Origin of the sequence: Microbacterium sp. CBA3102, from assembly GCF_007954505.1 — a bacterium.
GTDB lineage: Bacteria > Actinomycetota > Actinomycetes > Actinomycetales > Microbacteriaceae > Microbacterium > Microbacterium aurugineum.
Genome location: NZ_CP042412.1, coordinates 1,358,620 through 1,381,092, shown reverse-complemented (window position 1 = coordinate 1,381,092; position 22,473 = coordinate 1,358,620). Strand labels below are relative to the sequence as shown.

General features: G+C 70.2%; 23 protein-coding genes and 2 pseudogenes. 10 read left to right on the top strand and 15 right to left on the bottom strand.

The annotated features are described in order from the left end of the window. Positions 1-13: 13 nt before the first annotated feature. The 9 genes and pseudogenes from FGL91_RS06625 to FGL91_RS06590 form a co-directional block, all read right to left on the bottom strand. Complete coding sequence (locus FGL91_RS06625; RefSeq protein ID WP_227991946.1) at positions 14-205, bottom strand: toxin; 192 nt, start codon at positions 203-205, stop codon at positions 14-16. A 55-nt stretch (positions 206-260) separates the two neighbouring features. Next, on the bottom strand, positions 261-530 hold the full coding sequence (locus tag FGL91_RS06620; RefSeq protein WP_131492040.1) for a ribbon-helix-helix domain-containing protein: 270 nt from the start codon (positions 528-530) through the stop codon (positions 261-263). 71 nt (positions 531-601) lie between these two features. Beyond that, positions 602-1,180, bottom strand: a complete 579-nt coding sequence (locus FGL91_RS06615) for a hypothetical protein (RefSeq protein ID WP_153243420.1) — start codon at positions 1,178-1,180, stop codon at positions 602-604. 33 nt (positions 1,181-1,213) lie between these two features. Continuing rightward, positions 1,214-2,309 (bottom strand): annotated as a pseudogene (moaA, locus tag FGL91_RS06610) (GTP 3',8-cyclase MoaA). Positions 2,310-2,423: 114 nt separating this feature from the next. Beyond that, positions 2,424-3,149: an ATP-binding cassette domain-containing protein gene (locus FGL91_RS06605; RefSeq protein ID WP_322619404.1), complete on the bottom strand. Its 726-nt coding sequence runs from the start codon at positions 3,147-3,149 to the stop codon at positions 2,424-2,426. Positions 3,150-3,181: 32 nt separating this feature from the next. Beyond that, positions 3,182-3,415: pseudogene (locus FGL91_RS19325) on the bottom strand (ATP-binding cassette domain-containing protein); the annotation flags it as partial. A gap of 119 nt (positions 3,416-3,534) precedes the next feature. Further along, the gene (modB, locus tag FGL91_RS06600) at positions 3,535-4,323 is read right to left on the bottom strand and encodes a molybdate ABC transporter permease subunit (protein WP_047522926.1); all 789 of its coding nucleotides are present in this window, start codon (positions 4,321-4,323) and stop codon (positions 3,535-3,537) included. After that, complete coding sequence (gene modA, locus FGL91_RS06595) at positions 4,320-5,096, bottom strand: molybdate ABC transporter substrate-binding protein (protein ID WP_131492036.1); 777 nt, start codon at positions 5,094-5,096, stop codon at positions 4,320-4,322. Before modA ends, modB begins: the two co-directional genes overlap by 4 nt. Before the next feature lies 1 nt (position 5,097). After that, entirely contained in the window at positions 5,098-5,490 is a 393-nt protein-coding gene (locus tag FGL91_RS06590) for a TOBE domain-containing protein (protein ID WP_131492035.1), read from the bottom strand. A 95-nt stretch (positions 5,491-5,585) separates the two neighbouring features. Here FGL91_RS06590 and FGL91_RS06585 point away from each other — a divergent pair, with 95 nt between their 5' ends. Genes FGL91_RS06585 through FGL91_RS06570 form a run of 4 tightly spaced genes read left to right on the top strand, consistent with a single transcriptional unit; the run spans position 5,586 to position 8,324 of the window. Further along, entirely contained in the window at positions 5,586-6,371 is a 786-nt protein-coding gene (locus FGL91_RS06585) for a HesA/MoeB/ThiF family protein (RefSeq protein ID WP_131492034.1), read from the top strand. Next, on the top strand, positions 6,368-7,603 hold the full coding sequence (glp, locus tag FGL91_RS06580; protein ID WP_153243419.1) for a gephyrin-like molybdotransferase Glp: 1,236 nt from the start codon (positions 6,368-6,370) through the stop codon (positions 7,601-7,603). The genes FGL91_RS06585 and glp overlap by 4 nt, the downstream gene beginning before the upstream one ends. Beyond that, the gene (gene moaC, locus FGL91_RS06575; protein WP_131492032.1) at positions 7,600-8,094 is read left to right on the top strand and encodes a cyclic pyranopterin monophosphate synthase MoaC; all 495 of its coding nucleotides are present in this window, start codon (positions 7,600-7,602) and stop codon (positions 8,092-8,094) included. Before glp ends, moaC begins: the two co-directional genes overlap by 4 nt. Further along, positions 8,091-8,324, top strand: a complete 234-nt coding sequence (locus tag FGL91_RS06570; protein WP_153243418.1) for a MoaD/ThiS family protein — start codon at positions 8,091-8,093, stop codon at positions 8,322-8,324. The genes moaC and FGL91_RS06570 overlap by 4 nt, the downstream gene beginning before the upstream one ends. Before the next feature lie 159 nt (positions 8,325-8,483). On the opposite strand, the gene FGL91_RS06565 is transcribed toward FGL91_RS06570, so the two are convergent. From FGL91_RS06565 to FGL91_RS06550, 4 genes are all read right to left on the bottom strand, one after another. After that, positions 8,484-8,918: a molybdenum cofactor biosynthesis protein MoaE gene (locus FGL91_RS06565; RefSeq protein ID WP_131492030.1), complete on the bottom strand. Its 435-nt coding sequence runs from the start codon at positions 8,916-8,918 to the stop codon at positions 8,484-8,486. Further along, on the bottom strand, positions 8,915-9,403 hold the full coding sequence (locus tag FGL91_RS06560) for a MogA/MoaB family molybdenum cofactor biosynthesis protein (protein WP_131492029.1): 489 nt from the start codon (positions 9,401-9,403) through the stop codon (positions 8,915-8,917). The genes FGL91_RS06565 and FGL91_RS06560 overlap by 4 nt, the downstream gene beginning before the upstream one ends. 41 nt (positions 9,404-9,444) lie before the next feature. Continuing rightward, positions 9,445-11,061: a molybdopterin-dependent oxidoreductase gene (locus FGL91_RS06555; RefSeq protein WP_153243417.1), complete on the bottom strand. Its 1,617-nt coding sequence runs from the start codon at positions 11,059-11,061 to the stop codon at positions 9,445-9,447. 263 nt (positions 11,062-11,324) lie between these two features. Further along, positions 11,325-12,020, bottom strand: a complete 696-nt coding sequence (locus tag FGL91_RS06550; RefSeq protein ID WP_047522937.1) for a GTP pyrophosphokinase — start codon at positions 12,018-12,020, stop codon at positions 11,325-11,327. Positions 12,021-12,182: 162 nt separating this feature from the next. On the opposite strand from FGL91_RS06550, the gene FGL91_RS06545 reads away from it, so the two are divergent. After that, positions 12,183-14,270: an APC family permease gene (locus FGL91_RS06545; RefSeq protein ID WP_153244686.1), complete on the top strand. Its 2,088-nt coding sequence runs from the start codon at positions 12,183-12,185 to the stop codon at positions 14,268-14,270. A gap of 26 nt (positions 14,271-14,296) precedes the next feature. On the opposite strand, the gene FGL91_RS06540 is transcribed toward FGL91_RS06545, so the two are convergent. Continuing rightward, positions 14,297-15,703: a PLP-dependent aminotransferase family protein gene (locus FGL91_RS06540; protein ID WP_131492026.1), complete on the bottom strand. Its 1,407-nt coding sequence runs from the start codon at positions 15,701-15,703 to the stop codon at positions 14,297-14,299. Between FGL91_RS06540 and FGL91_RS06535 the strand changes: the two genes are divergently transcribed. From FGL91_RS06535 to FGL91_RS06525, 3 genes are read left to right on the top strand one after another with little or no spacing between them, the layout of a single operon-like run. Further along, a complete protein-coding gene (locus FGL91_RS06535; protein WP_153243416.1) occupies positions 15,702-16,649 on the top strand; it encodes a DMT family transporter in 948 nt (315 codons plus the stop codon). The two genes, FGL91_RS06540 and FGL91_RS06535, sit on opposite strands and share 2 nt — an antisense overlap. Continuing rightward, positions 16,649-17,257, top strand: a complete 609-nt coding sequence (locus FGL91_RS06530) for an FMN-binding negative transcriptional regulator (protein ID WP_131492024.1) — start codon at positions 16,649-16,651, stop codon at positions 17,255-17,257. Before FGL91_RS06535 ends, FGL91_RS06530 begins: the two co-directional genes overlap by 1 nt. 31 nt (positions 17,258-17,288) lie before the next feature. After that, a complete protein-coding gene (locus tag FGL91_RS06525) occupies positions 17,289-17,891 on the top strand; it encodes a GNAT family N-acetyltransferase (protein WP_153243415.1) in 603 nt (200 codons plus the stop codon). Here the strand turns inward: FGL91_RS06525 and FGL91_RS06520 are convergent. Beyond that, a complete protein-coding gene (locus FGL91_RS06520; RefSeq protein WP_194239330.1) occupies positions 17,888-19,066 on the bottom strand; it encodes an SLC13 family permease in 1,179 nt (392 codons plus the stop codon). The two genes, FGL91_RS06525 and FGL91_RS06520, sit on opposite strands and share 4 nt — an antisense overlap. A gap of 254 nt (positions 19,067-19,320) precedes the next feature. Here FGL91_RS06520 and FGL91_RS06515 point away from each other — a divergent pair, with 254 nt between their 5' ends. Continuing rightward, on the top strand, positions 19,321-21,780 hold the full coding sequence (locus FGL91_RS06515) for an ATP-binding protein (protein WP_416202664.1): 2,460 nt from the start codon (positions 19,321-19,323) through the stop codon (positions 21,778-21,780). Further along, on the top strand, positions 21,777-22,448 hold the full coding sequence (locus FGL91_RS06510; RefSeq protein WP_131492021.1) for a response regulator: 672 nt from the start codon (positions 21,777-21,779) through the stop codon (positions 22,446-22,448). The genes FGL91_RS06515 and FGL91_RS06510 overlap by 4 nt, the downstream gene beginning before the upstream one ends. Positions 22,449-22,473: the final 25 nt, after the last annotated feature.

Below are 22,473 nucleotides of genomic sequence, written 5' to 3'. Positions count from 1 at the left end.
GACGCGAGTCGCCCTACAGCTCGTCGAGGTACTGCGCCCGGGCTTTCATCGCGTGAATGATCAGCTCGTAACCGTCGTCGTAGATCAACACCACGAGCTCCAGGAGGCGGCCAGCAGGGTCGGCGGCGATCATGAGCCAACGGCGCGGGTCGTCTTCATCGTCGAGCGGGCGCGACTGCAGGACGTGCTCGACCGCATAGAGCACGGAAGAGTCGTCGAGCTGGTCGCGCCGGTAGTGTTTGCGGGCCGATCGGTGTAGGTCAGGCAACGTGTGCCCACTCGCGCACTGCGGCGCGAATCGCCTCCGAACGCGTGGCGATGCCCTCCGCCTCAGCGCGCGCTGTCAGGGCCGCGATCGTGGACGCATCGAGCCGCACGGGGATCACCGCGCCGGGGCCATCGCCCACGGTCGGTCGACCTCGACGCGGCTTCGGGAGTTTCGACAGGTCGTACCCGGCCTCGGCCTCGTCGGCCCACGCCTGAATCTGCTCGTCCGGGACGGGCTTTCCATTCAGCAGGTGCTCGCTCATGCGAATAGCGTATACGAAAATGTCCTATTTGTGTATACGAAAAGGTGCCTGGTCGTTGTCGACTGCCGCGGTCACGGGACAGTCTGTTGCGCGCCCAGGAAGACGTGCAGGCCGAGCGCGTTCCGCGGGGGAGGTGGGGCCGCAGAAAGATGGTGATTCAGCAGGCCGACGACCTCGCCGGGAATCGGGTCGATCGCGTTGGCCTTCTTCACGTCCTGGGAGCCGAAGCCGGCCAAGAGCGTCACAGACCCCCCATCCCTGCTTCTCACCTCGACACGGGCGTAGTCCGTGTCGAGGCGGATCAGCACACGAGCGATGGAGGCCCAAGGGAGCGCTCGCTCCGCCCCAGCACCGATGATCCGGATCCCCCGGTCATCCCACTCGACGACGTAACGCTTCCTCCGCCAGGCGAAGATCCACAAGAGGGCGAGCGCGATGACGACGGCCAAGCCACCGGCGACCAGGACGACGTCGGAGCGGCCGAGCATGGAGTCGGTCTCGACGGAGATCGCGATCAACGCCGCCGTGGCAGCAGCTCCTCCCACGAGTACGCAGCCGACGATGATCGCGACGAGCTGGCGCAGGGAGACCCGAGTCGCCCGGATGGTCAACCGATACCCGGCACGCCCCTGCCCGATCTGCTCCCACATCCGTTCAGCCCCCCGTTCCGTCGATACGTCGACTCAGCCGCCGATCGCGTTCATGCCGCGCGCCGGTTGCAGGAATGAGGGGTCGTTGATCGCGTGCCCCGGGAGCTTGCCGTGCACACAGGAGCGCAGCATCTCGGCGATCCCGGCGGAGCGGGCACCCGGCGCAGAGGCCGACTCCCCGCGCAGCACCTCGATGAGGTCGTACTCGACGTTCGAGAACAGGCAGTTGCGCAGCTGGCCGTCGGCAGTCAGGCGCAGACGGTCGCACGCACCGCAGAACGGGGCGGTGACCGAGGCGATCACCCCGACCTCGTGCGGTCCGCCGTCGATCCGCCACTTCTCTGCAGGTGCTCCCCCACGCCCCTCGACCGGATCGAGATGCCAGCGCTCCCCCAGCGACGCGAGGATCTCCTCGCGCGTGACCATGGACGCCCGGTCCCAGGTGTGTCCGGCGTCGAGCGGCATCTGTTCGATGAAGCGCAGCTGCGCACCCACACCCATCGCGAACTCCACGAGGTCGACCAGCTCGTCGTCGTTGACGCCGCGCATCGCGACCGCGTTGAGCTTGAGCGGACGGAGCTCCGAGGCCGCAGCCGCCGCGATGCCCTCGAATACGTCGTCGAGGCGGTCACGGCGGGGTCAGGTCGGCGAAGCGCTGACGGTTCACCGTGTCGATGCTGATGTTGAGGCGCGTGAGTCCGGCCTCGATCAGCGCCGGGAGTTTCTGGGCGAGGCTGATGCCGTTGGTCGTCATGGCGACCTCGACGGGTCCGTCCTCGCCTTCGATGCGGGAGACGCGTCGCACGACCTCGACGATGTCGGCCCTCAGGAGCGGTTCGCCACCGGTGAGGCGGAACGTGCGGATGCCGAGAGCGGCGGCCACCTCGGCGACCTCGACGATCTCATCCGTGGAGAGGATGCTCGTGCGGGCGAGCCACTCGTTCCCCTGCTCCGGCATGCAGTACGTGCAGCGCAGCGAGCAGCGGTCGGTGAGCGAGATGCGCAGATCCCGGTGCACCCGGCCGTGCGTGTCGACGAGACCTGCTTCGACGGCAGAGTGGCCAGGGCTCTGCGCCGTCGGACCGGCGTGCGGCGGGCGCACACCGATCACCACCGGCACGGCCGTCATCGCGCTCCGCCACTCCCCGTCATCGTTCGAGACTAACCCGCCGCTTCCCCCCTCGGGGCCGAAACACCTGAGGTTCCCGTCGCGATATGGCAGCCCATATGCGCGTGGGGGCTGTCATATCGCGACGGGAGCGACGGGAGCGACGGAGGCGACGGACGCGGGGACGAACCGCACCTGGGCAGGATCGACGCGCAGGTGCACCTCGTCGCCCACCACGAGGTCGACGGCGTCCGCCAGCGAGGTGTCGACCTGACAGTGCTCGGTGTGCAGGCGGACTCCCGTGAGGATGGGCTCGAGTCGGAGGATCCGGCTGGACCACGCGTGCGGGTCGTCAGCTGGCTCGATGCGCACCGCGGCGGGACGGAACACCGCGGCGAGCGGTGAGCCATCGACCGCGGCGAGCGCGAGCGACTCAGGGTCCGTGCTTCCGAGACGCAGACCTCCCCCGCGCCAGCCCCCGTCCGCGGCGACGCCCACCAGCCGGTTGACACCTGCGATCGCAGCGATGAAGCCCGAAGCGGGTGCCGACAGCACCTCGCGGACAGGTCCGTGCTGCGTGACCCGCCCCGCCTCGATCACCAGGAGCCGATCGGCGAGGGCGACAGCATCCGCAGCATCGTGCGTGACCGCGATCGTGGTGATCCCCGCCAGCTGATCACGCAGCATCTGTCGGATGTCGCCGGCCGTCGCCGGATCGAGCGCGACCAGCGGTTCGTCGAGCAGCACGGCGCGTGGCGACGCGGCGAGCGCTCGGGCGACCGCGACGCGCTGCCCCTCGCCACCGGAGAGCTCGCGCGGCATGCGGTCCCCGCCCCCGGGAGTCCGACGCGTGCGAGCCATTCGTCGGCCGAGTCTCGTGCCGCGCGGACGTCCTGCCCGACGGCACGAGGACCAAAGGCGACATTCTCGCGCACGGACAAGTGGGGGAACAGCCGCGCTTCCTGCCCGAGCAGCACGATGCCGCGGTTCATGGGAGCTGTCCGCACACGAGGTGTGGCCACGCGGTCGACCACGCGTCCCGCGACCTCGATCTCCCCGGCGGTCAACGGCTCGAGGCCCGCGAGCGCCTGCAGCAGAGTCGACTTGCCCGCGCCGCTCGGCCCCATGATGGCGACGGTCTCCCCTACCGAGACCTGCACCGAAACGTCGACGGCGAAGTGCTCACGGTCGACCACGACGTGCGCACGCAGGCCTCCGCCGCCGACAGCCCGGCCCGTCGAGGAGGTCATCGCGTCGCCCCCGGCCGCCAGCCGCGGACGAGCAGCAGCACGACGATCGCCGTGGCGAGCAGCAGCAGCGCGAGGGCGACCGCCGTGCCCTGCGACACTCCGGCCCCGTTGAACGCGGTGTAGATCGCGAGCGGCATGGTCTGGGTGACGCCGGGCCGGTTCCCTGCGAACAGGGCCGTCGCACCGAACTCGCCGATGGCCCGCGCGAAGCACAGGACGACACCCGCGACGATGCCCGGCGCGGCCAACGGCAGGGTGATCCGTCGCAGGATCGTCCATCGTCCGGCGCCGAGCGCCGCCGCCGTGCGCTCGTAGTCCACGCCCGAAGTGCGTACCGCACCCTCCACGGCCAGCACGAGGAACGGCAGCGCGACGAACGTCTGCGCCAGGATGACGGCCGGCGTGCTGAAGGACAGGCCGAGCCCACCGAGCCAGCCCGCACGTCCGAACAGGTACAGCAGCGCGACACCGCCCACCATCGGCGGCAGCACCAGCGGAACCGTGACGACCGCGCGGAGTACGGCAGCCAGCCGCGGCCCGGAGCGGGCGATCCACAGCGCGAGCGGTACGCCGATCAGGATGCACAGCACCGTGGCCACCAGGCCGGTGCCGAGCGAGAGCGTGAGCGCAGAGAGCGCGGCCTCCGAGGTCACGTCCGCGAGGAACGTCGACCACTGCACGCGCGCGACGAGCGCGGTCAGCGGCAGGATCAGGAACGCCAGGCCGACCAGGGCCGGTACGGCGAGTGCACGGGGCGCGTACCCTCGATCACCTCCCCCGCTCATGGTGCTCCGAAGCCGAAGTCGGCCAGGATGCTGCGCCCCGCATCCGCCCGCACGAACGCCACGAATGCCTCCGCCGCCGTGGCGTTCGGAGCATCGGAGAGCACGGCGATCGGGTAGTGGTTGACGACCTCGTCGGCGCCGTCCGGCACGATCACCTCGACGTCGTCGCGGCCGATCACATCGGTGGCGTACACGAGTCCGGCGTCGGCTTCAGACGCGGCGACCTTCGTGAGCACGGCCGACACGTTCTGCTCGAGGCTCGCCGGGTCGACCGTGACCTCGGCCGCGGACAGCAGCGTCGCGGAAGCCGCACCGCACGGCACCTCCGGCGCACACAGCACGGTGGTGACGTCGGCGAGATCCGCCAGCGCCTCGACGTCACCCGGGTTTCCGGACGGAACCACGATCACCAGGGTGTTGGATGCGAACAGCGCGGGCTCAGCCACGACGTCCGCCGCCTTGTCCATGTTCGCCTCGTCGGCCGAAGCGAACACGTCGGCGGGAGCACCTTCGAGGATCTGGGTGACGAGCGTCGAAGAACCGTCGTACACCGGACGGAACCGCACGTCCGGGTTCTCGGCCATGAAGGCCTCCCCGATCGCATCGAAGGCTCCGGCGAGGGATGCCGCGGCGTAGACCGTGAGCTCTCCGCGCACGCCATCCGTGGCCCCCGACGGTGAGGACGTGTCCTCAGCTGTGCCCGCACAGCCCGTGAGCACGAGGCAGGCAGCGGCGAGGAGAGCGAGCGTGGAGCGGCGCAGCAGGCGGTTCATGTCAGCCGTTCGGGATCTCGACGACGACCTGGGTCGCCTTGACGGAAGCGGTGGCGAGGGAGCCGACCTCGAGCCGCAGATCCCGCGCCGCCTCGGACGACATCAGCGACACCACACGATGCGGTCCGGACTGGATGTCGACCTGGGCCATGAGGCCTTCGACCTGCACGCGCGTGACGATGCCGACGAAGCGGTTGCGCGCACTGGAGAGCACATCTCCGGCGTTCCTCGCCTCCTCCGCGAGCTCGACCGCGCGCGCTGCGAGGGCATCACCGGGGATCTCGGTCGGTGTCGCCTCCGTCACCGGAAGCAGTCCCTGATCGATCCAGCGACGGACGGTGTCATCGCTCACGCCGAGCAACTGCGCGGCACGGGCGATCCGGTAGGTCTGCATGCGAAGAATCTACCGCAGATGCGGAGTTTCCCGGAGGCTCCATCCGCTTTCGCGGTCATCGGCTTCTTCCGGGAGGAGGGGCATACGCTGAATCCATGCAGCCCCTCGTCGCCCCGGCCGCCGCGCTCGCCCCGGAAGAGCTCATCCGCACGGCCCGGCACGCGGTGCTCGCCGGCATCGGTGAAGAAGGTCAGCGCCGCCTCCACGCCGCTCGCGTGACGGTCGTCGGCGCCGGCGGGCTCGGCTCCCCTGCCCTGCTCGCCCTGGCCGCCGCAGGGATCGGCAGCCTCACGGTGATCGACGACGACGTCGTGGAGCTGACCAACCTGCAGCGCCAGCTCGCGCACCGCGTGGAGGACATCGGCACGCCCAAGACCGCCTCCGCCGCCCGAGCCATCACGGCTCTCGCCCCGCAGACCGTCGTGACCCCGGTGCCGGAACGCCTCGACACGGCCAACGCCGCCCGCCTGCTCGCGGGAGCCGACGTGGTGGTCGACACGAGCGATTCCTTCGCGACCCGTCGTGATGTGGCCGCGGCGGCCGAGGAGCTCGGACTTCCCCTGGTCTGGGGCGCAGTGCAGGAGTGGCATGCGCAGGCGACCGTGTTCTGGTCGGCCCCCCCGGTGGGCGAGCCGGTCGTGCTCGCCGACCTCTTCCCGCCCGGCACCGAGGGGGAACCGCCCAGCTGCGCCCAGGTCGGCGTGCTCGGAGCGCTGTGCGTGCAGGTCGGCGGGATGCTGGCGGGTGAGGTGATCAAGCTCGTGACCGGGGCCGGCGAACCGCTGCTCGGACGACTCGCCATGATCGATGCGCTCACCTCCCGCCAACACGAGATCGCGATCCGCCCGGCGTCCACGACCTCGACGGCGGTGCACGCATGACCGGCCGCCGCACGGTCGAGGAGCAGCTCGACCGTGTGCTCGGCGCCATCCGCCTGGTCGGCAACGAGGCTCTCCCGGTGACGGATGCCGCAGGACGCACGCTCGCCGCGCCCGCGGTCGCCGCCCACGACATCCCCCTCTTCGACAACTCCGCGATGGATGGGTTCGCCGTGCGCGGTGCCGACGTCGCGGAGGCCTCCGAGGAGAATCCGGTCACCCTGCGCGTGGTCGCCGACCTTCCCGCCGGAGTGGCCCTCGATCCTCCGCTCGGGTCCGGCGAAGCCGCCCGCATCATGACCGGATCCCCCACCCCCACCGACGCCGACGTGATCGTGCCCTTCGAGGACACGGCCGGCGGGCTCGCCGACTCCCTCGATGGGGTGACGGTGCTGCGCGCCCCGGCGAAGCCCGGCGTGTTCGTGCGCCGACGCGGGGCCGACCTGCACGCCGGCGACGAGGTCGTTCCCGCCGGGGAACGTTTGGGGCCCTTCCAACTCGCGGCCGCGGTCGCTGCCGGTGTCGCCGAGGTGTGGGTGACGCGGGCTCCGCGCGTGGCCGTGGTGTCGACCGGGAGCGAGCTGCTCGCGCCGGGCGAGACCCCCGCCCGCGGCCGCATCCCCGACTCGAACGGCCCCCTGCTCGCGCAACTGGTCGCCGAGGCCGACGCCGAGGTGGTGCTGGTCGCACGCGTTCCGGATGCGGCCGACGCCGTCAGGACCGTGACCGCTGAAGCCACAGCCCTCGGCGCCGACGTGATCGTCTTCACCGGCGGGGTGAGCGCGGGAGCCTACGAGCCGGTGCGCGGGGCGTTCGACGGCGGCGGACAGGTCGAGTTCAGCGCGGTGGCCATGCAGCCGGGCAAACCGCAGGCCTTCGGGGTGCTCGATGACGGATGCGTGGTGTTCGGACTCCCGGGGAACCCCGTCAGCGTGGCGGTGTCGTTCGAGGTGTTCGTGCGCCCCGCCCTGCTCGCGATGCAGGGCCGCACGCTCATCCACCGCCCGCGTTCGCCCTTCACCGCCGATGCGTCCTGGACACCCCCGCCCGGCCGCCGCCAGTACCTTCCGGCCGTCGTCGACCTCGCGGCGCGCACCGTGCGTCCGGCGACCGCCGGCGGGTCGGGGTCACATCTCGCGGGCGGACTCGCGCGTGCCCACGCGTTCGCTATCGTCCCGGCGGAGGTCGAGTCCGTGGCCGTGGGCGATGTGATCGATGTCATGCTGGTCGGATGAGCTTCCCCCACCTTGACGCCGGCGGCCGTGCACACATGGTCGATGTGACCGCGAAGCAGCCGACCGTGCGCACCGCGACCGCCCGCGGTTTCGTGCGCTGCAGCGCCGACGTGATCACCGCGCTCCGCGACGGCACCGTGCCGAAGGGCGACGTGCTCGCGGTGGCGCGCATCGCCGGCATCCAGGCGGCCAAGTCCACGCCCTCCCTGCTGCCGCTCGCGCACGTGATCGGGGTGCACCGGGCGAGCATCGAGCTGGACGTCGTCGACGACGGCGTGCGCATCGAGGCGACCGTGGGCACCGCCGACCGCACCGGGGTCGAGATGGAGGCGCTCACTGCCGTCTCGGTCACCGCCCTGGCGATCGTCGACATGATCAAGGGCGTCGACCGCGCGGTCACGATCGAGGACGTGCGCATCGTGGCGAAGTCCGGCGGCCGCTCCGGCGACTGGGTGCGTCCCGGCGAGCCCGCCCCCGGAGCCGACCGATGACACGCGTGCGCTACTTCGCCGCGGCGGCCGAGGCCGCAGGCACCGACGCGGAGGAGCGCGCCGAGCACTCCCTCCTGGAGCTGCGCACCGCCGTCGTCGCCGAGCACCCGGCACTGGCCGATATCCTGCCGCGCTGCGCGGTGCTCGTCGACGGCGTCCGCACCGACGGCGACCTCGCCCTCGACGACGCCGAGCTCATCGACGTCCTCCCGCCCTTCGCGGGCGGCTGACCACGCGCCACCTGCAGGACCGCCGGCCACCCGCATGACCGTCTGCCGGTGTTTCCTCCTGCATACGGCCGAACCTCATGCAGGTGACGCGTCGAGAACGGCGGTGACACGTCGAGAACGGCAGGTGACGCGTCGAGAACGGCAGGTGACGCGCGGGACTCAGCCGCCGATGCCCTTCCACGACGTGGTGCCGTCGACCTCGAGCTGACGCTTCCACACAGGGAGGTCGCTCTTGATCGCCTCGATGACCGCACGGCACACCTCGAACGCCTCGGCTCGGTGCTCGGAAGCCACCGCGATCACCACCGCGGCATCGCCCACATCGAGGCGTCCGACGCGATGACTCACAGCCACCACAGCAGGAGCATCGGCACCGGCACCGGCCTCCTCCGCGATCCGCCGCAACGTGGCTTCCGCATCGGGGTGCGCGCTGTACTCCAGTCCGACGACGGGCGTCTGCGCATCCGGGTCGTTGTCGCGCACCCGGCCGACGAACGTCGTCACCGCTCCCAGGCGCGGATCTTCGACCGCGGTGAGATGGACGTCGAGATCGAGGAGTTCTTCCGACACGGCTGCGATGCGTACGTCGTTCATGAGTGGTCTCCGCCTTCGACTTGATCCAGGATGTGCGCGGCGACGCCGAGCACCACGGGCACGCCGGAGGCGACGGCTCGGGGCGAACCGGGGAGGTTCACGACGAGCATGCCGTCGGGGTCCACGATGCCCGCGAGCCCGCGCGACAGGACCGACAACGGGGTGTCGGCGAGTCCGCTGCGGCGCAGCTCCTCCGCGATCCCGGGGATCTCGCGGGTGATCACCCGGCGCGTCCCCTCCGGAGTCAGGTCGCGGGGCCCGACGCCCGTCCCACCGGTGGTCACGACCAACCGGATGCCGCGCGCGACCGCCCGGCGCAGGGCATCCGCCACGGAATCCGCTCCGTCGGCGATGACCTCGGCATCCGGGCAGTGCCACCCGGCGTCACGAAGCAGCCCCACCGCGATCGGGCCGCCCCGATCCTCGCGTTCTCCGGAGGCCGATCGATCCGAGACGGTGATGACGAGTGCGGGGTACGGGCCCATGGCTCCCACCCTAGGCCCGCGCCGATGACCGTGCACCGGTATCAGGTGACGCGGACGAGCGAACGCTGCCAGCCCGACGATCCGTTCGGCGCGATGGGTGCGCGCTCCTGGATCTGCAGGTCACCGTTCTTGTTCACGGCGCGCACGGCGACGTAGTGCGTCCCCGGGGTGGCATCCCATTCCATGAACCACTGCACCCAGGTGTCATCGTTGATCGGCGTCGACAGCGTGGCCGCAACCCAGTCGCCGTCATCGATGCTCACCTCCACGCGCTCGATGCCGACCGACTGCGCCCAGGCGACGCCTGCGATCGGGATCTTCCCCGCATCCACCGCCTCGCCGATCTTGGGGGTGTCGACGCGGGAGGAGAACTTGATCGGCGCCTCGGCGCTGTAACCGCGCGGTGTCCAGTACGCCTCGTCCTCGGCGAACGTCGTGACCTTGAGTTCGGTGAGCCACTTGGTCGCCGACACGTAGCCGTAGAGTCCCGGCACGACCATCCGCACGGGGAAACCGTGTTCGAGCGGCAGCGGCTCGCCGTTCATCCCGACCGCCAGGATTGCGTCGAGGTCATCATCGGTGAGTGCCGACAGCGGCGTGCTCGCCGTGTAGCCGTCGACGCTGCGCGAGAGCACCATGTCGGCACCGGACTTGACGCCCGCCTTCTTGAGCACGTCGCGCAACGGCACGCCCAGCCACTTCGCGTTGCCGACGAGTTCGCCGCCGACCTCGTTCGACACGCACGTGAGCGTGATCGCATACTCGTCGAGACCCATGTCGAGGATGTCCTGGAAGCTCATCTCCACCCGCTGGTCGACCATGCCGTCGATCACCAGGCGCCAGGTGTCCGGGTCGATCGAGGGAACCGTGAGGGCGGTGTCCACCCGGTAGAAGTCCTTGTTCGGGGTGAACAGCTTGCTGAGTCCGGGGATGTCGAGCTCGGCGCCCTGCGGCACCGTGACCGTGGTCTTCGGAGAGGGGAGCTTGAGCGCACTGCGGACGGCTTCGACCGAGGACACGGCCATGCTCACCGTGCGGGCGGTGATTCCCACGACGAGCGCGGACGCACCGGCGACGGCAGCGAGGAGGAAGAACCGACGACGGTCGATCCCGGGCCGGGCGGACTCTCCTTCGGCGAGATCGGTCGGGGGATCATCCGTGGTCACCGCGGCACGGTCGTCCTCGCTGGCGCCTGCGAAGGAGTCTCTCCACCCGCGGAGGCGGCGGCACAGGAGCACGAGGATGATCGATCCCACCACGGTGCCGAGGACCGGGGGCAGGAACGCGAGGGGCGCGACGCCCGCGCGGGTGACGATGGCTGCGGTCGAGAGCACGCCCGCGACCACGAGCGCGATCACGCCGAGCGGCGGACGCACGAACTGCAGGATCCCGGCGATCGCCGAGGCGATGAGGACGGCCAGACCGAGCCCCGCCAGCAGGGCGATCTTGTCGTACTCGCCGAAGGTGGCGATCGCGAACTCCTTGAAGGGCTGGGGCACGATGTCGATCACGAAGCCGCCGACCGCGAGGATCGGGCTGGCGGTGCGCGCGAACAGAAGCGCGAACACCTCCGCCGTGGCGAGGAAGACGCCACCCCCGATCAGGCCCGCGAGGGCGGCCCAGACGAAGAACCTCTTGCCGCTGCGGCGTTGCACCATGATCGTCTCCTGTTCCACCGGTCGCCGGCGTCATCCCCCGTTGTTCGGAGCGGAGGCGCGATCGGATCTGACGATCTGCGGAAGAGGTCGCGCGGACCCGTTCATAACTCCGCAAAAACGGCAGGAGAGAAACACGTCAGGCGCGGCACGACGGGCGAGCCGTTCACCTGACACTCCGATCTTCCGGAGTTGTGAACGTCCGCGGGCGGAGAGTCACACCGGACGGAGGTCAAACCGGGCGGGGGTCAGACCGTGGGCGGAGGTCAGACGGGGACGACGGGCGGGGGCGGCGGAGCGAGCCGGCGCTGCGGCACCCCGTGCGCCTCTCGGTGCAGACGCTCCATCCGGCTGTCGAGCTCGGCGGCGGCATCGGCGGCATCGGACAGGCTGTCAACGAGGTGCGAGGGCACCTGGTTCGAGAACTTGTAGTAGATCTTGTGCTCGAGGCTCGCCCAGAAGTCCATCGCTATCGTGCGGAACTGCACTTCGACCGGAACCGACAACGCGCCGGTCGACAGGAACACCGGCACCTCGATGATCGCGTGCAGGCTCTTGTAGCCGTTGGCCTTCGGCTGCGCGATGTAGTCCTTGACCGTGCGCACGGTGATGTCGTCCTGCGCGGTGAGCAGGTCGAACAGGCGGTACACGTCGGCGACGAAGCTGCAGGTGACCCGCACACCCGCGATGTCGGTGATCTCCGCGCGGATCCGATCGAAGTCCGGCTCGTCGATCCCCTTGCGGGCGAGCTTCTCGACGATGCTGTCGGGCGACTTGAGACGGCTCTTCACGTGCTCGATCGGGTTGTACGCATGGTCGTGCGTGAACTCGTCACGGAGGATCGAGATCTTCGTCTCGACCTCACGCATCCCGAACTCGTACTCGCGCAGGAAACGCTGCAGCTCGTCACGCAGCTCGCGAGCCTGGTTGATCGTGTCCTCGGTGACGTGAACGGTCGTCATGCTTCCGACGTTACGCGTTCGTGATCGGAAACGGCTGTGGATCCTCGATCAATCGAGGGCGCGTGCGGGCCGTCGGGGCGGCCCGTAAGGATTCCGTGAGGACAGCGCGTCCGGCCGTAGGGATTCCGTGAGGATCGCAGGAGGATGACATCGGCAGGCGTAGTGTCGCCCGACGTGTCAGACGAAAACAGGGAGGGCGCGGACACTCCGCCGCTCGCCAAGCGCATCCTCATCGGCGAACCGCTGACGAGCCAGCAGGTCGATGATCAACTGCTCCCGAAGCGGATGGCACTGCCGATCTTCGCGTCCGACGCGTTGAGCTCGGTGGCCTACGCACCGCAGGAACTCGTGATGATCCTGCTGATCGGTGGACTGACGTTCCTCTCCTTCACGCCGCTGGTCGCGATCGCGGTCGTGGTGCTGCTGGTCGTCGTCGTCCTGAGCTACCGACAGTTGATCAAGGCCTACCCCTCTGGCGGCGGCGACTACGAGGTCGCGTCGAAGAACCTCGGCGAGATCCCCGGTGTGATCGTCGCCGCGGCCCTCCTGGTCGACTACGTGCTGACCGTGGCCGTGTCGGTTGCCTCCGGTGTCGACAACATCATCTCCGCCGCGCCAGGCCTCGACCCGCTCCGCGTCGAGCTCGCGGTCGGCTTCGTCATCCTCATCATCATCGTGAACCTGCGCGGCGTGCGTGAGGCGTCGCTCGTGTTCGCCATCCCCACGTACGTGTTCATCGGCTCGGTCGGCATCATGATCGTGACCGGGCTGATCCGGACGTTCCTGGGCGATGCGCCGGTGGCCTCGAGCCACGACTTCTCCGTGCAGGCCGAGAACCTCGGTCAGGCCGCGGTGATCCTGCTGATCCTCCGTGCGTTCTCCAGCGGATGCTCCGCCCTCACCGGCGTCGAGGCGGTGTCGAACGGTGTCCCGGCGTTCCGGGCTCCCAAGGTGCGCAACGCCCAGTCGACCCTCGTGCTGATGGGGTCGATCGCCATCTGCCTGTTCGCCGGCCTGACCGCTCTCGCCCTGATCGCCGGGGTGCACTATGCCGAGAACCCCTGCGACCTGATCGGCTTCGACTGCTCGACCCCCCAGCCGAGCCTGATGGCGCAGATCGCTGCGGCGACGTTCGGCGGCGGCAGCATCGCGTTCTTCATCGTGCAGGCGGCGACCGCGTGCGTGCTGCTGCTCGCCGCGAACACCGCGTTCAACGGCTTCCCCCTGCTGGGCGCGGTGCTGGCCCGCGACGGATACGCCCCCAAGTCGCTCAACACGCGCGGTGACCGCCTGGTGTTCTCGAACGGCATGATCCTGCTCGGCATCGCCGCGATCGCCGTTCTCGTGGTGTTCCAGGCGCGGCTGACGACCCTCATCCAGCTCTACATCATCGGGGTGTTCGTGTCGTTCTCGCTCGGACAGATCGGCATGGTCCGGCACTGGCGACGCGTGCTCCGCGGGCCGGTGGAGAACAGTGCCACCTCCGGGATCGACGGGGCCTCGGCATCGGATCGCCGCTCGGCCAAGGTCGGACTCATCATCAACTCGACCGGCGCCGCGATGACCGTGCTCGTGCTGGTCATCGTGACGATCACCAAGTTCACGCACGGCGCCTACCTGGTGTTCTTCGCGATCCCGGTCCTGGCCTTCCTGATGCTGGGCGTGAAGCGGTACTACCGCGACGTCGAGCACGAGATCGCGATCGACGACACGACCAAGTTCGGGGCGACCGGCGACCTCGCGATCGTCCTCGTCAACCGGCTGCAGAAGCCCGTCGTGAAGGCCATCGACTACGCGATCGCGGCCAAGCACGGCAAGACCCTGGCGGTGCACGTGGCCGTGGCGTCCGACGACGCGGCCCAGCTCCAGCAGGAGTGGGCCGACCATCTCGTGCCGATCCCGCTCGTGATCGTCGAGTCGCCGTACCGGTCGTTCGCGCAGCCGGTGACCCAGTTCATCAAGCAGTACCGGGAGAAGCACGGCTCCTCGGTGGTGACCGTGTACCTGCCGCAGTACATCGTCGGACACTGGTGGGAGTCGTTCCTGCACAACCGTCGGGCCCGCCGCCTCGCCAACCAGCTGATGCTCGTGCACGGCGTGTCGATCACGCTCGTGCCCTGGCTGCTCGACTCGTCGGAGCTCATCTACGGCCGCCGCTCCCGCCCGCTGCCGGGTCAGGAGCGCGCGGGGCGCCCCGTGGTCGTCAGCGGTCGGCGCGCACACCGGCCCGCCGGCCCGCCGCAGGAGTAGTCGGGGGCGGCGACGGGGCCTTCGAGTCAGATCCCCTCGAGCACGGCACCCAGGACGCCGGCGGCCTCGGCGAAGCGCGCCGGGTCGGCGTTCGCGTAGTTGAGGCGCACGTAGGACCCCGAGGGCTCGGCCGGGAACCACTCGGATCCCGGCGCGATGATGACTCCGCGCACCTCGCACTCGCGGACGACCTGCCCGACATCCGTCCCCTCGGGCAGTCGCACCCACAGGTTGAGCCCACCGGCCGGAACGCCCTCGACCTGCGCGGAAGGCGCGTGCGCGGCGAGACTCGAGACGAGCAGATCGCGCCGCGCGCGCAGGTGCTCGCGGAATCCGCGCAGGTGCGTGCGCCAGGCGGGCTGGCTCACCACATCGAGGGCCGCGGTCTGGAGCACACCGCTCACGTACATCGACTCGGCGGCGCGGTCCGCGAGGATGCGATCACGCGCAGGCCCTCGGACGATCGCGGCCGCGACGCGCAGGGCCGGTGAGGCGCTCTTCGTGAGCGAGCGCAGATAGACCACGTGACCGTCCTCATCCGACGCGGCGATCGGCCTCGGAGCGGCGTCGATCCCCAGGTCGTGCGCCCAGTCGTCCTCGATCAGGAACGCCCGGTGACGGCGGACCGTATCGAGCACGGCTTCTCCCGTCGCGACAGGCCACTGCGCTCCGGTCGGGTTCGCGAACGTCGGCTGCGCGTAGAACGCCCGCGCGCCGGTCTGCGCGAACGCCCGCTCGACGTCGTCCGGATCCGGCCCATGCGGACCGGACGGGATCGGCACCAGGACCACGCCGGCCTGCGCGGCGGCGAGCATCGCGCCCCAGTACGTCGGCGACTCGATCAGCAGCGGTTGCCCGACCCCCACGACGGCACGGAAGATCGAGCTCAACCCGCTCTGGCTGCCCGAGATGATCAGGGCGTCCCGCGCCGAGGCGGGTGTGATCCCCACCGGTGCGGCGGACGCGAGTTCACCGGCGAACCACGCCTGCAGCTCGGGGAGGCCCGCTGCGGGTGAACGGGTCAGCGCCGCGTCCGATCGGGCGGCACGGATCAGCGCCTGTCGCACGAGCCGCTGCGGCAGCAGGTCGACCGCGGGGTATCCCGAGTGCAGTCCGATCGCATCGGGCGCGACCGTGCGTTGCGTCGACGAGAGGCCCGCGAGTCCGGCCGGCGTGGCGCCGAGGGCGGCAGTCTGCCAGCTGTAGTCGACCGTGCGAACGGTGGGCGCGGCGCGGACGAACGTCCCCGCGCCCGGGCGAGACTCGACCAGACCGAGCCGCGCGAGTTGCTGCATCGCCTTCTGCACGGTCACCGGGCCGGCCCCGTACTCGGCCATGAGCGCACGGTTCGACGGCACCCGTGCGCCCGGAGATGCGGAGGAGATCCACGCGCGCACCCCGGCGACGATGCGGTCACTGCTATCCTGATTCATGAAAGTAGACAGTAGCGTTATCGCTCCGCGAGAGACAGTGCTATCAATTCCTGCCGGTGTCCGGTGGGGTCTTCTCGGCGTCCTCGCCTTCTCCTTCACCCTTCCGCTCACGCGCATCGCGATCGACGGGCTCTCACCGCTGTTCGTCGGCGCCGGGCGCGCGGTCGTCGCCGCCCTCCTCGCCGGAATCGCCCTGGCCGTGACGCGCCAGCGACGTCCCACGACGACGCAGTGGGGCCGCCTCGCGATCGTCGCCGGTGGGGTTGTTGCCGGGTTCCCCGTCCTGACCTCGTTCGCGATGACCACGACCCCCGCCAGCCACGGTGCGGTCGTGATCGGCGTGCTCCCCGCGGCGACCGCTGTCGCTGTCGTGCTCCGCACCCGCGAACGACCCACCCGATCCTTCTGGATCTTCGCGAGCCTCGGCGCCGTCGCCGCGATCGTGTTCGCCGCATTGCAGAACGACGGGCTCGACTCCCTCAGCGCTGCCGACCTCCTGCTGTTCGGGGCTGTCATCGCCGCCGCGATCGGCTATGCGGAGGGCGGCCTGCTCGCCCGTGAACTCGGCTCCTGGCAGACCGTGTCGTGGGCGCTGATCGTCGCCGCTCCGCTGATGGCGGCGCTGACGGTGGTGTCGGCCCTTCAGCAGCCTCCGGCCGCGACACCGGTGCACTGGCTCGCCTTCGCCTACCTCGCCGCGGTGAGCATGTTCCTCGGCTTCTTCGCCTGGTACCGCGGGCTCGCGATCGGTCCGATGGCACAGGTGAGCCAGATCCAGCTCGTCCAACCCGTGATGGGCATCGCCTGGGCGGCGCTCCTGCTGCACGAGCAGATCGGCTGGGCCACCGCCATCGGCGGGCTCGCGGTGATCGCCTGCGCCGCCCTCGCCGTGCGTACGCGACTGATTACCCACCGACCGAGCGCGCCCCAAGGAAAGGACTCCTGATGCGTCACACACCCCGGTACCTGATGACCGATCCCGACGAGGTCAAGCGCTTGATCCGCGGCAACCCGTGGGCGACGTTCGTCTCCCCCGCCGGCGGCGGTCTCGTGGCCTCGCACTATCCCGTGCTGCTGGTGGAGAACGAGGATGACATCGTGTTCGCCAGCCATTTCGGACGGCCGGACGAGCGCCTCCACGAACTCGGCCAACACGAAGTGCTCGTGATCATCCAGGGTCCGCACGACTACGTGTCGCCGAGCCTGTACACACCGGGCGACCTCGTGCCCACGTGGAACCATGTCACGGCGCACCTCTACGGCGTTCCCGAGATCCTCGACGAAGAGGAGAACTACGCCATGCTCAGCCGCCTGACCGACCACTTCGAGAACCACCAGCAGCACGGTCGGCATCTGTCGGAGGACGAGGAGGGCACCCGCCGAGCCGCCAGAGGGACCGTCGGCCTGAGGATGCGGGTCACCCGCTTCGATGCCCGCGCCAAGCTCAGCCAGAACAAGTCGCCCGAGGTGCGCGAGAACATCACCGCGCACTTCGCCGCAACCAACAGCGCGCTCGCGACGGAGATGCGCCGGGTCGGCGGGGAGGCGTCCTGAGCGTGTCGCCGGTCGACCCTAGGGTGGAGCGATGACCGACACGCGAACCCCCGAGCCGTGGCCTGCACGGACAGACCGACTTCAGGTGCGCCCCTGCACGCCCGCCGACGTCGATGTGATGTGGGAGTGGCGTCGACTCCCCGAGGTGAACCGGTGGCTCGGGGCCGCGCCCGACACGCGGGATGCATTCCGTGAACGGTATCTCGCTCCGGAGCGCCTGGCGTCGCTGTACCTCGTGGAGCTGCTGCCCGCGCACGAAGGCGCCGCCCCGACGCCGATCGGCGACATCATGGTGCAACTCGGCGATGGGTGGGCCCAGGCCGAAGTCGAGGCCGAGGCGAAGGGCGTCGAGGCTGAACTCGGCTGGGTGCTCGACCCCGCGTACACCGGCCACGGCTATGCGACCGAGGCGATCCGCGCGGTGATCGACGTGTGCTTCGGCGCACTGGGGCTCCGCCGCGTGCACGCCGGGTGCTTCGCCGACAACGAGCCCTCCTGGCGCGTCATGGAACGCCTGGGGATGCGCCGCGAGGAGTTCAGCCGGAAGACGGCGCTGCACCGCTCGGGCGAATGGTTCGACGGCATGAACTACGGACTGCTCGCCGAAGAGTGGCCGCCGGAGCGGGGCGTCTAGCCCGAGACGAGGAACAGGACGAGAACGGCCACCAGCACGGTCGGCACGGCGGCGACCACGCCCCACAGCATGTACCCGCGCCAGCGGATCGTGACTCCGAGCGCCGTGATGCGGTGATGCCACAGCAGCGTCGCGAGCGAGGCCCACGGCGTGATCAGCGGGCCGAGGTTGACGCCGATCAGAAGGGCCATCAGCGCGACCGGATCCGCGGCGACGGGCTCGAGCACGAGATATGCGGGGAGGTTGTTGATCGCGTTTGCGCTCACGGCCCCGAGCGCGGCCAACCGGAACAGATCGCCGGGGGAGTCGCCGTTCGCGGTCTGCGCCGTCAGGAAGTCGAGGAGGCCCTGCGCGTGCGCGGCCTCGACCAGCACGAACAGCGCTGCAGCGAGCGCGATCGCCTGCCACGGCACGAGCGCGAGCCGCAGCGCCCGGCGCCGCCGCACCGCGAACACCACGATGAGCGCGAGCGCCGCGGCCGTGGCGGGGATCCACACGTCGTGCGTGACGACCAGCAGCGGCATCAGCACGACGAGGATCCCGGCAGCGCTCCAGAACAGCATCGGGTCGGCGGGGCGCCGGGGCGGCGGCGTCTCGTACGCCGCGAACACGGTGCGCCGGTGCACCACGGTCAGGATCACGACGGGCATCAGGATGCCGACCAGAGTCGGTGCCCAGCTCAGGGCGATGAACGCCGCGGGACCGTCGCCGATCGCGGGTGCGGCGAGCAGGTTGGTCAGGTTCGATACCGGTAGGGCGAGGGAAGCCGTGTTCGCCAGCCACACGGTCGCCAGGGCGAACGGGAGCGGGGAGACGCCGACGCTCTGCGCGAGCACGATGACGACCGGCGTGACGATCACGGCGGTCGTGTCGAGGGACAGGAACACCGTGCTCACCACCGCGAGCACCACGACGAGCGCCCAGAGGATGAGCACCCGTCCGCGCCCCCAGCGGGCGAGCCGTTGCGAGACGACATCGAAGACCGCCGCGTCGCGGGCGAGCTCGGCGACGACGGTGATCGCGACGACGAACCCCAGCACCGGTGCGATCCGCTGCCCGAGAGCGTCGGCGTCCGACTGCGGGAGGTATTCGGTCAGCACGAGGACGAGGGCGAGGACGACGAGCCCGCCGACGACCCACGTCCCTGCGCCGATCCGCCACTCTTTGGTGCCCACCTGGTGAGCATAGGGGCACTTCAGCGCGAAGGGGAGCGCCCGGTGCGCTGCCTCGTGGAGTCTAGGATTCAAGGACGGGATCGGGGATTCCTCGGCGAGGAGCACATCGACGTCGCCGACCTGAATCCCGCGTCGGACGACCGGGAGGGCGAGTGAGCGCAGAGCGGACGCAGCGTCCGGCTCCGGAGCAGTCGCGACGCGGACGCCTCCGCGTGCTCCTGGGCGCTGCCCCGGGCGTCGGCAAGACGTTCGAGATGCTCGCCGAAGGCCGCCGCCTCCGCGAGGAGGGTCACGACGTCGTCATCGCGATCGTCGAAACCCACGATCGCGCCGCCACCCAGGCGCAGACCGTCGGGCTGCCGGAAGTACCGCGCCGGGTCGATGAGCACCGAGGCGTCGCCCTGACCGAACTCGACCTCGAGGCCGTGCTCGCGCGCGCCCCGGAGATCGCCCTGGTCGACGAACTCGCCCACACGAACATCCCGGGCTCGCGGCACCCGAAGCGCTGGCAGGACGTCGACGATCTGCTGGACGCCGGCATCGACGTGGTCACCACCGTCAATGTGCAGCACATCGAGTCGCTCAACGCCGTGGTCGAGAAGATCACCGGCATCGCGCAGCGGGAGACGATCCCGGATGCCGTCGTCCGGGCCGCGGATGAGATCGAGGTCGTCGACCTCGCCCCGCAATCGCTGCGCGATCGGCTCTCCGCCGGGCTGGTCTATCCGGCCGAGCGGATCGACGCCGCCCTGTCGAACTACTTCCGGTTGGGCAACCTGACCGCGCTGCGCGAGCTGGCGTTGCTCTGGCTCGCCGACGAGGTCGACAGCGCGCTGCGCACCTACCGCGCCGAACAGGGGATCGAGGGCAACTGGCAGGCCAGGGAGCGTGTCGTGGTCGCCCTCACCGGCGGCCCGGAGGGCGAGACCCTGCTCCGGCGCGGGGCACGGATCGCAGCACGCTCGGCCGGCGGCGAGCTGCTCGCCGTACATGTCTCGGCACAGGACGGTCTGCGCAACGAGACGCCCGGAGCGCTCGCCTCCCAGCGCCTTCTCGTGGAGTCGCTCGGCGGCAGCTATCACCAGGTGGTCGGCGACGACATCCCGTCCACACTGGTCGAGTTCGCGCAGGCCGCCGACGCCACACAGCTGGTGATCGGGGTCAGCCGACGCAGTCGACTCACCGCCGCGCTCACCGGCCCCGGCATCGGATCGGAGGTCATCCGCCGCTCCGGCGACATCGACGTGCACATCGTGACGCACGCGGCTGCCGGTGGTCGCCAGGCTCTGCCGCGTATCACCGGCGGAGCGCTCGGCTGGCGCCGACAGCTCCTGGGCTTCGCGATCGCGCTCGTCTTCGGACCGATCCTGTCGTGGATCATGTTCACGGTCCGCAGCCCCGAATCGATCACCGCCGAGGTGCTCGCCTATCAGCTCCTCGTCGTCGTGGTCGCCCTGATCGGCGGCATCCGTCCCGCCGTGTTCGCCGCGGTGCTCTCCGGGATCACGCTCGACTTCCTCTTCGTCGCGCCACTGTTCACGATCACGATCGCGCACCCGCTGCACGCGCTCGCGCTGTCCCTCTACGTCCTCATCGCGATCCTGGTCAGCATCATCGTCGACCAGGCCGCACGACGAGCCCGCACGGCTCAGCGCGCCGCCGCCGAGGCCGAGCTGCTCGCCGCGGTCGCCGGCAATGTGCTCCGGGGCGACAACGCGGTGCTGGCGCTGGTCAGCCGCACCCGCGAGGCGTTCGGACTCAGCGGGGTGCGGGTGCTCTCCCCCGATGGCGAGGTGCTGGCGAGCGACGGCGAACCAGTGGCCGACGGCCGCGCCACGACCCTGCCGATCGGCGTCGGACCAGGCGGTGGCCCCCGGGCGCTGCTGGAGTTGAACGGCGAACCTCTGGCCGGACCGGAACGACGCCTGCTTGATGCGATCATCGCGCAACTCTCCGCCGCGATCGAGCACACCGACCTGCGCGCCACCGCCAGCGAAGCCGAAGCCCTGGCCGAGACCGACCAGGTGCGCAGCGCTCTGCTGTCGGCCGTGAGCCATGACCTGCGGCGACCGCTGGCCTCGGCGGTCGCGGCGATCGGCGGCCTGCGCGGTGCGCACGGGCTGTCGGCGACCGATCGCGAAGAACTGCTCGCCACCGCCGACGAGAGCCTCGCGACGCTGTCGGCCCTGGTCACCGACCTGCTCGATGTGAGTCGCGTGCAGGCCGGCGTGCTCGCGGTCTCCTCGTCCCGGATGGATGCCGCCGGCACCGTGCTCGCCGCCGTCGACGAGCTCGGGCTGGGGCCGGCAGACGTCGAGCTCGCCCTCGACCCGGACCTGCCGCCGGTGTTCGCCGATCCCGTGCTGCTGCAGCGCGTACTGGTGAACGTGCTCGCGAACGCGCACCGTCACTCCCCGGACGGCAGCCGCGTGATCATCTCCACCAGCACGATCGGCGACCGCGCCGAGATCCGCGTGATCGACCGCGGGGCGGGCATCGCTCCCGAGCGGCGCGACCGCATCTTCCAGCCGTTCCAGCGATTCGGTGACACCGACAACACGACGGGACTCGGACTCGGACTCGCCCTGTCCCGCGGGTTCACCGAGGGCATGGGCGGTACCCTGACACCGGAGGACACCCCTGGGGGAGGCCTCACCATGGTCATCTCCCTGCCGCTCGGCGCAGGGCTTCCCGACACGGAGGGGACGGAGTGAAGCTCCTCATCGCCGACGACGACCCGCAGATGGTGCGGGCGCTGCGGATCACACTGGCCGCCCACGGATACGAAGTCGTCGTGGCCGCCGACGGTGCCGCCGCAATCGCCGCCGCCGCGCAGTCGCACCCGGACCTGATCATGCTCGACCTCGGCATGCCCCGACTCGACGGTATCGAGGTGATCCAGGCGCTGCGCGGGTGGACGAACGTGCCGATCATCGTGGTGTCCGGACGCACCGGTTCAGCCGACAAGGTCGACGCGCTGGACGCCGGCGCCGACGACTTCGTCACGAAGCCGTTCCAGGTCGATGAACTCCTCGCCCGGTTGCGCGCACTGTCCCGCCGATCGGCTCCCGCGAACGGCGAATCCGTCGTGGCCTTCGGTGAGGTCGTCGTCGACCTGGCCACGAAGACCGTCACCCGCGCCGGAACACGCGTGCACCTGACCCCGACCGAGTGGCGGATGCTGGAGCACCTGTCACGGCATCCGGGAGCCCTGGTCACCCGGCAGGACCTGTTGAAGGAGATCTGGGGCAGCGAGCAGGTCTCCGACTCCGGTTATCTGCGGCTGTACATGTCACAACTGCGCAAGAAGCTCGAACGGGAGCCGGGCGCCCCGGTGCATCTGCTCACCGAGGCGGGAATGGGCTACCGACTCGTGCTCTGAGCCGTCGCCCGCGCCGAGGTGCGCC

Coding starts and splice junctions, on each gene's coding strand:
- FGL91_RS06620 (WP_131492040.1), bottom strand. CDS start 530: ATGAGCGAGCACCTGCTGAATGGAAAGCCCGTCCCGGACGAGCAGATT.
- FGL91_RS06615 (WP_153243420.1), bottom strand. CDS start 1,180: ATGTGGGAGCAGATCGGGCAGGGGCGTGCCGGGTATCGGTTGACCATC.
- FGL91_RS06605 (WP_322619404.1), bottom strand. CDS start 3,149: ATGGCTCGCACGCGTCGGACTCCCGGGGGCGGGGACCGCATGCCGCGC.
- modB (WP_047522926.1), bottom strand. CDS start 4,323: ATGAGCGGGGGAGGTGATCGAGGGTACGCGCCCCGTGCACTCGCCGTA.
- modA (WP_131492036.1), bottom strand. CDS start 5,096: ATGAACCGCCTGCTGCGCCGCTCCACGCTCGCTCTCCTCGCCGCTGCC.
- FGL91_RS06590 (WP_131492035.1), bottom strand. CDS start 5,490: ATGCAGACCTACCGGATCGCCCGTGCCGCGCAGTTGCTCGGCGTGAGC.
- FGL91_RS06585 (WP_131492034.1), top strand. CDS start 5,586: ATGCAGCCCCTCGTCGCCCCGGCCGCCGCGCTCGCCCCGGAAGAGCTC.
- glp (WP_153243419.1), top strand. CDS start 6,368: ATGACCGGCCGCCGCACGGTCGAGGAGCAGCTCGACCGTGTGCTCGGC.
- moaC (WP_131492032.1), top strand. CDS start 7,600: ATGAGCTTCCCCCACCTTGACGCCGGCGGCCGTGCACACATGGTCGAT.
- FGL91_RS06570 (WP_153243418.1), top strand. CDS start 8,091: ATGACACGCGTGCGCTACTTCGCCGCGGCGGCCGAGGCCGCAGGCACC.
- FGL91_RS06565 (WP_131492030.1), bottom strand. CDS start 8,918: ATGAACGACGTACGCATCGCAGCCGTGTCGGAAGAACTCCTCGATCTC.
- FGL91_RS06560 (WP_131492029.1), bottom strand. CDS start 9,403: ATGGGCCCGTACCCCGCACTCGTCATCACCGTCTCGGATCGATCGGCC.
- FGL91_RS06555 (WP_153243417.1), bottom strand. CDS start 11,061: ATGGTGCAACGCCGCAGCGGCAAGAGGTTCTTCGTCTGGGCCGCCCTC.
- FGL91_RS06550 (WP_047522937.1), bottom strand. CDS start 12,020: ATGACGACCGTTCACGTCACCGAGGACACGATCAACCAGGCTCGCGAG.
- FGL91_RS06535 (WP_153243416.1), top strand. CDS start 15,702: ATGAAAGTAGACAGTAGCGTTATCGCTCCGCGAGAGACAGTGCTATCA.
- FGL91_RS06540 (WP_131492026.1), bottom strand. CDS start 15,703: ATGAATCAGGATAGCAGTGACCGCATCGTCGCCGGGGTGCGCGCGTGG.
- FGL91_RS06530 (WP_131492024.1), top strand. CDS start 16,649: ATGCGTCACACACCCCGGTACCTGATGACCGATCCCGACGAGGTCAAG.
- FGL91_RS06525 (WP_153243415.1), top strand. CDS start 17,289: ATGACCGACACGCGAACCCCCGAGCCGTGGCCTGCACGGACAGACCGA.
- FGL91_RS06515 (WP_416202664.1), top strand. CDS start 19,321: ATGCTCGCCGAAGGCCGCCGCCTCCGCGAGGAGGGTCACGACGTCGTC.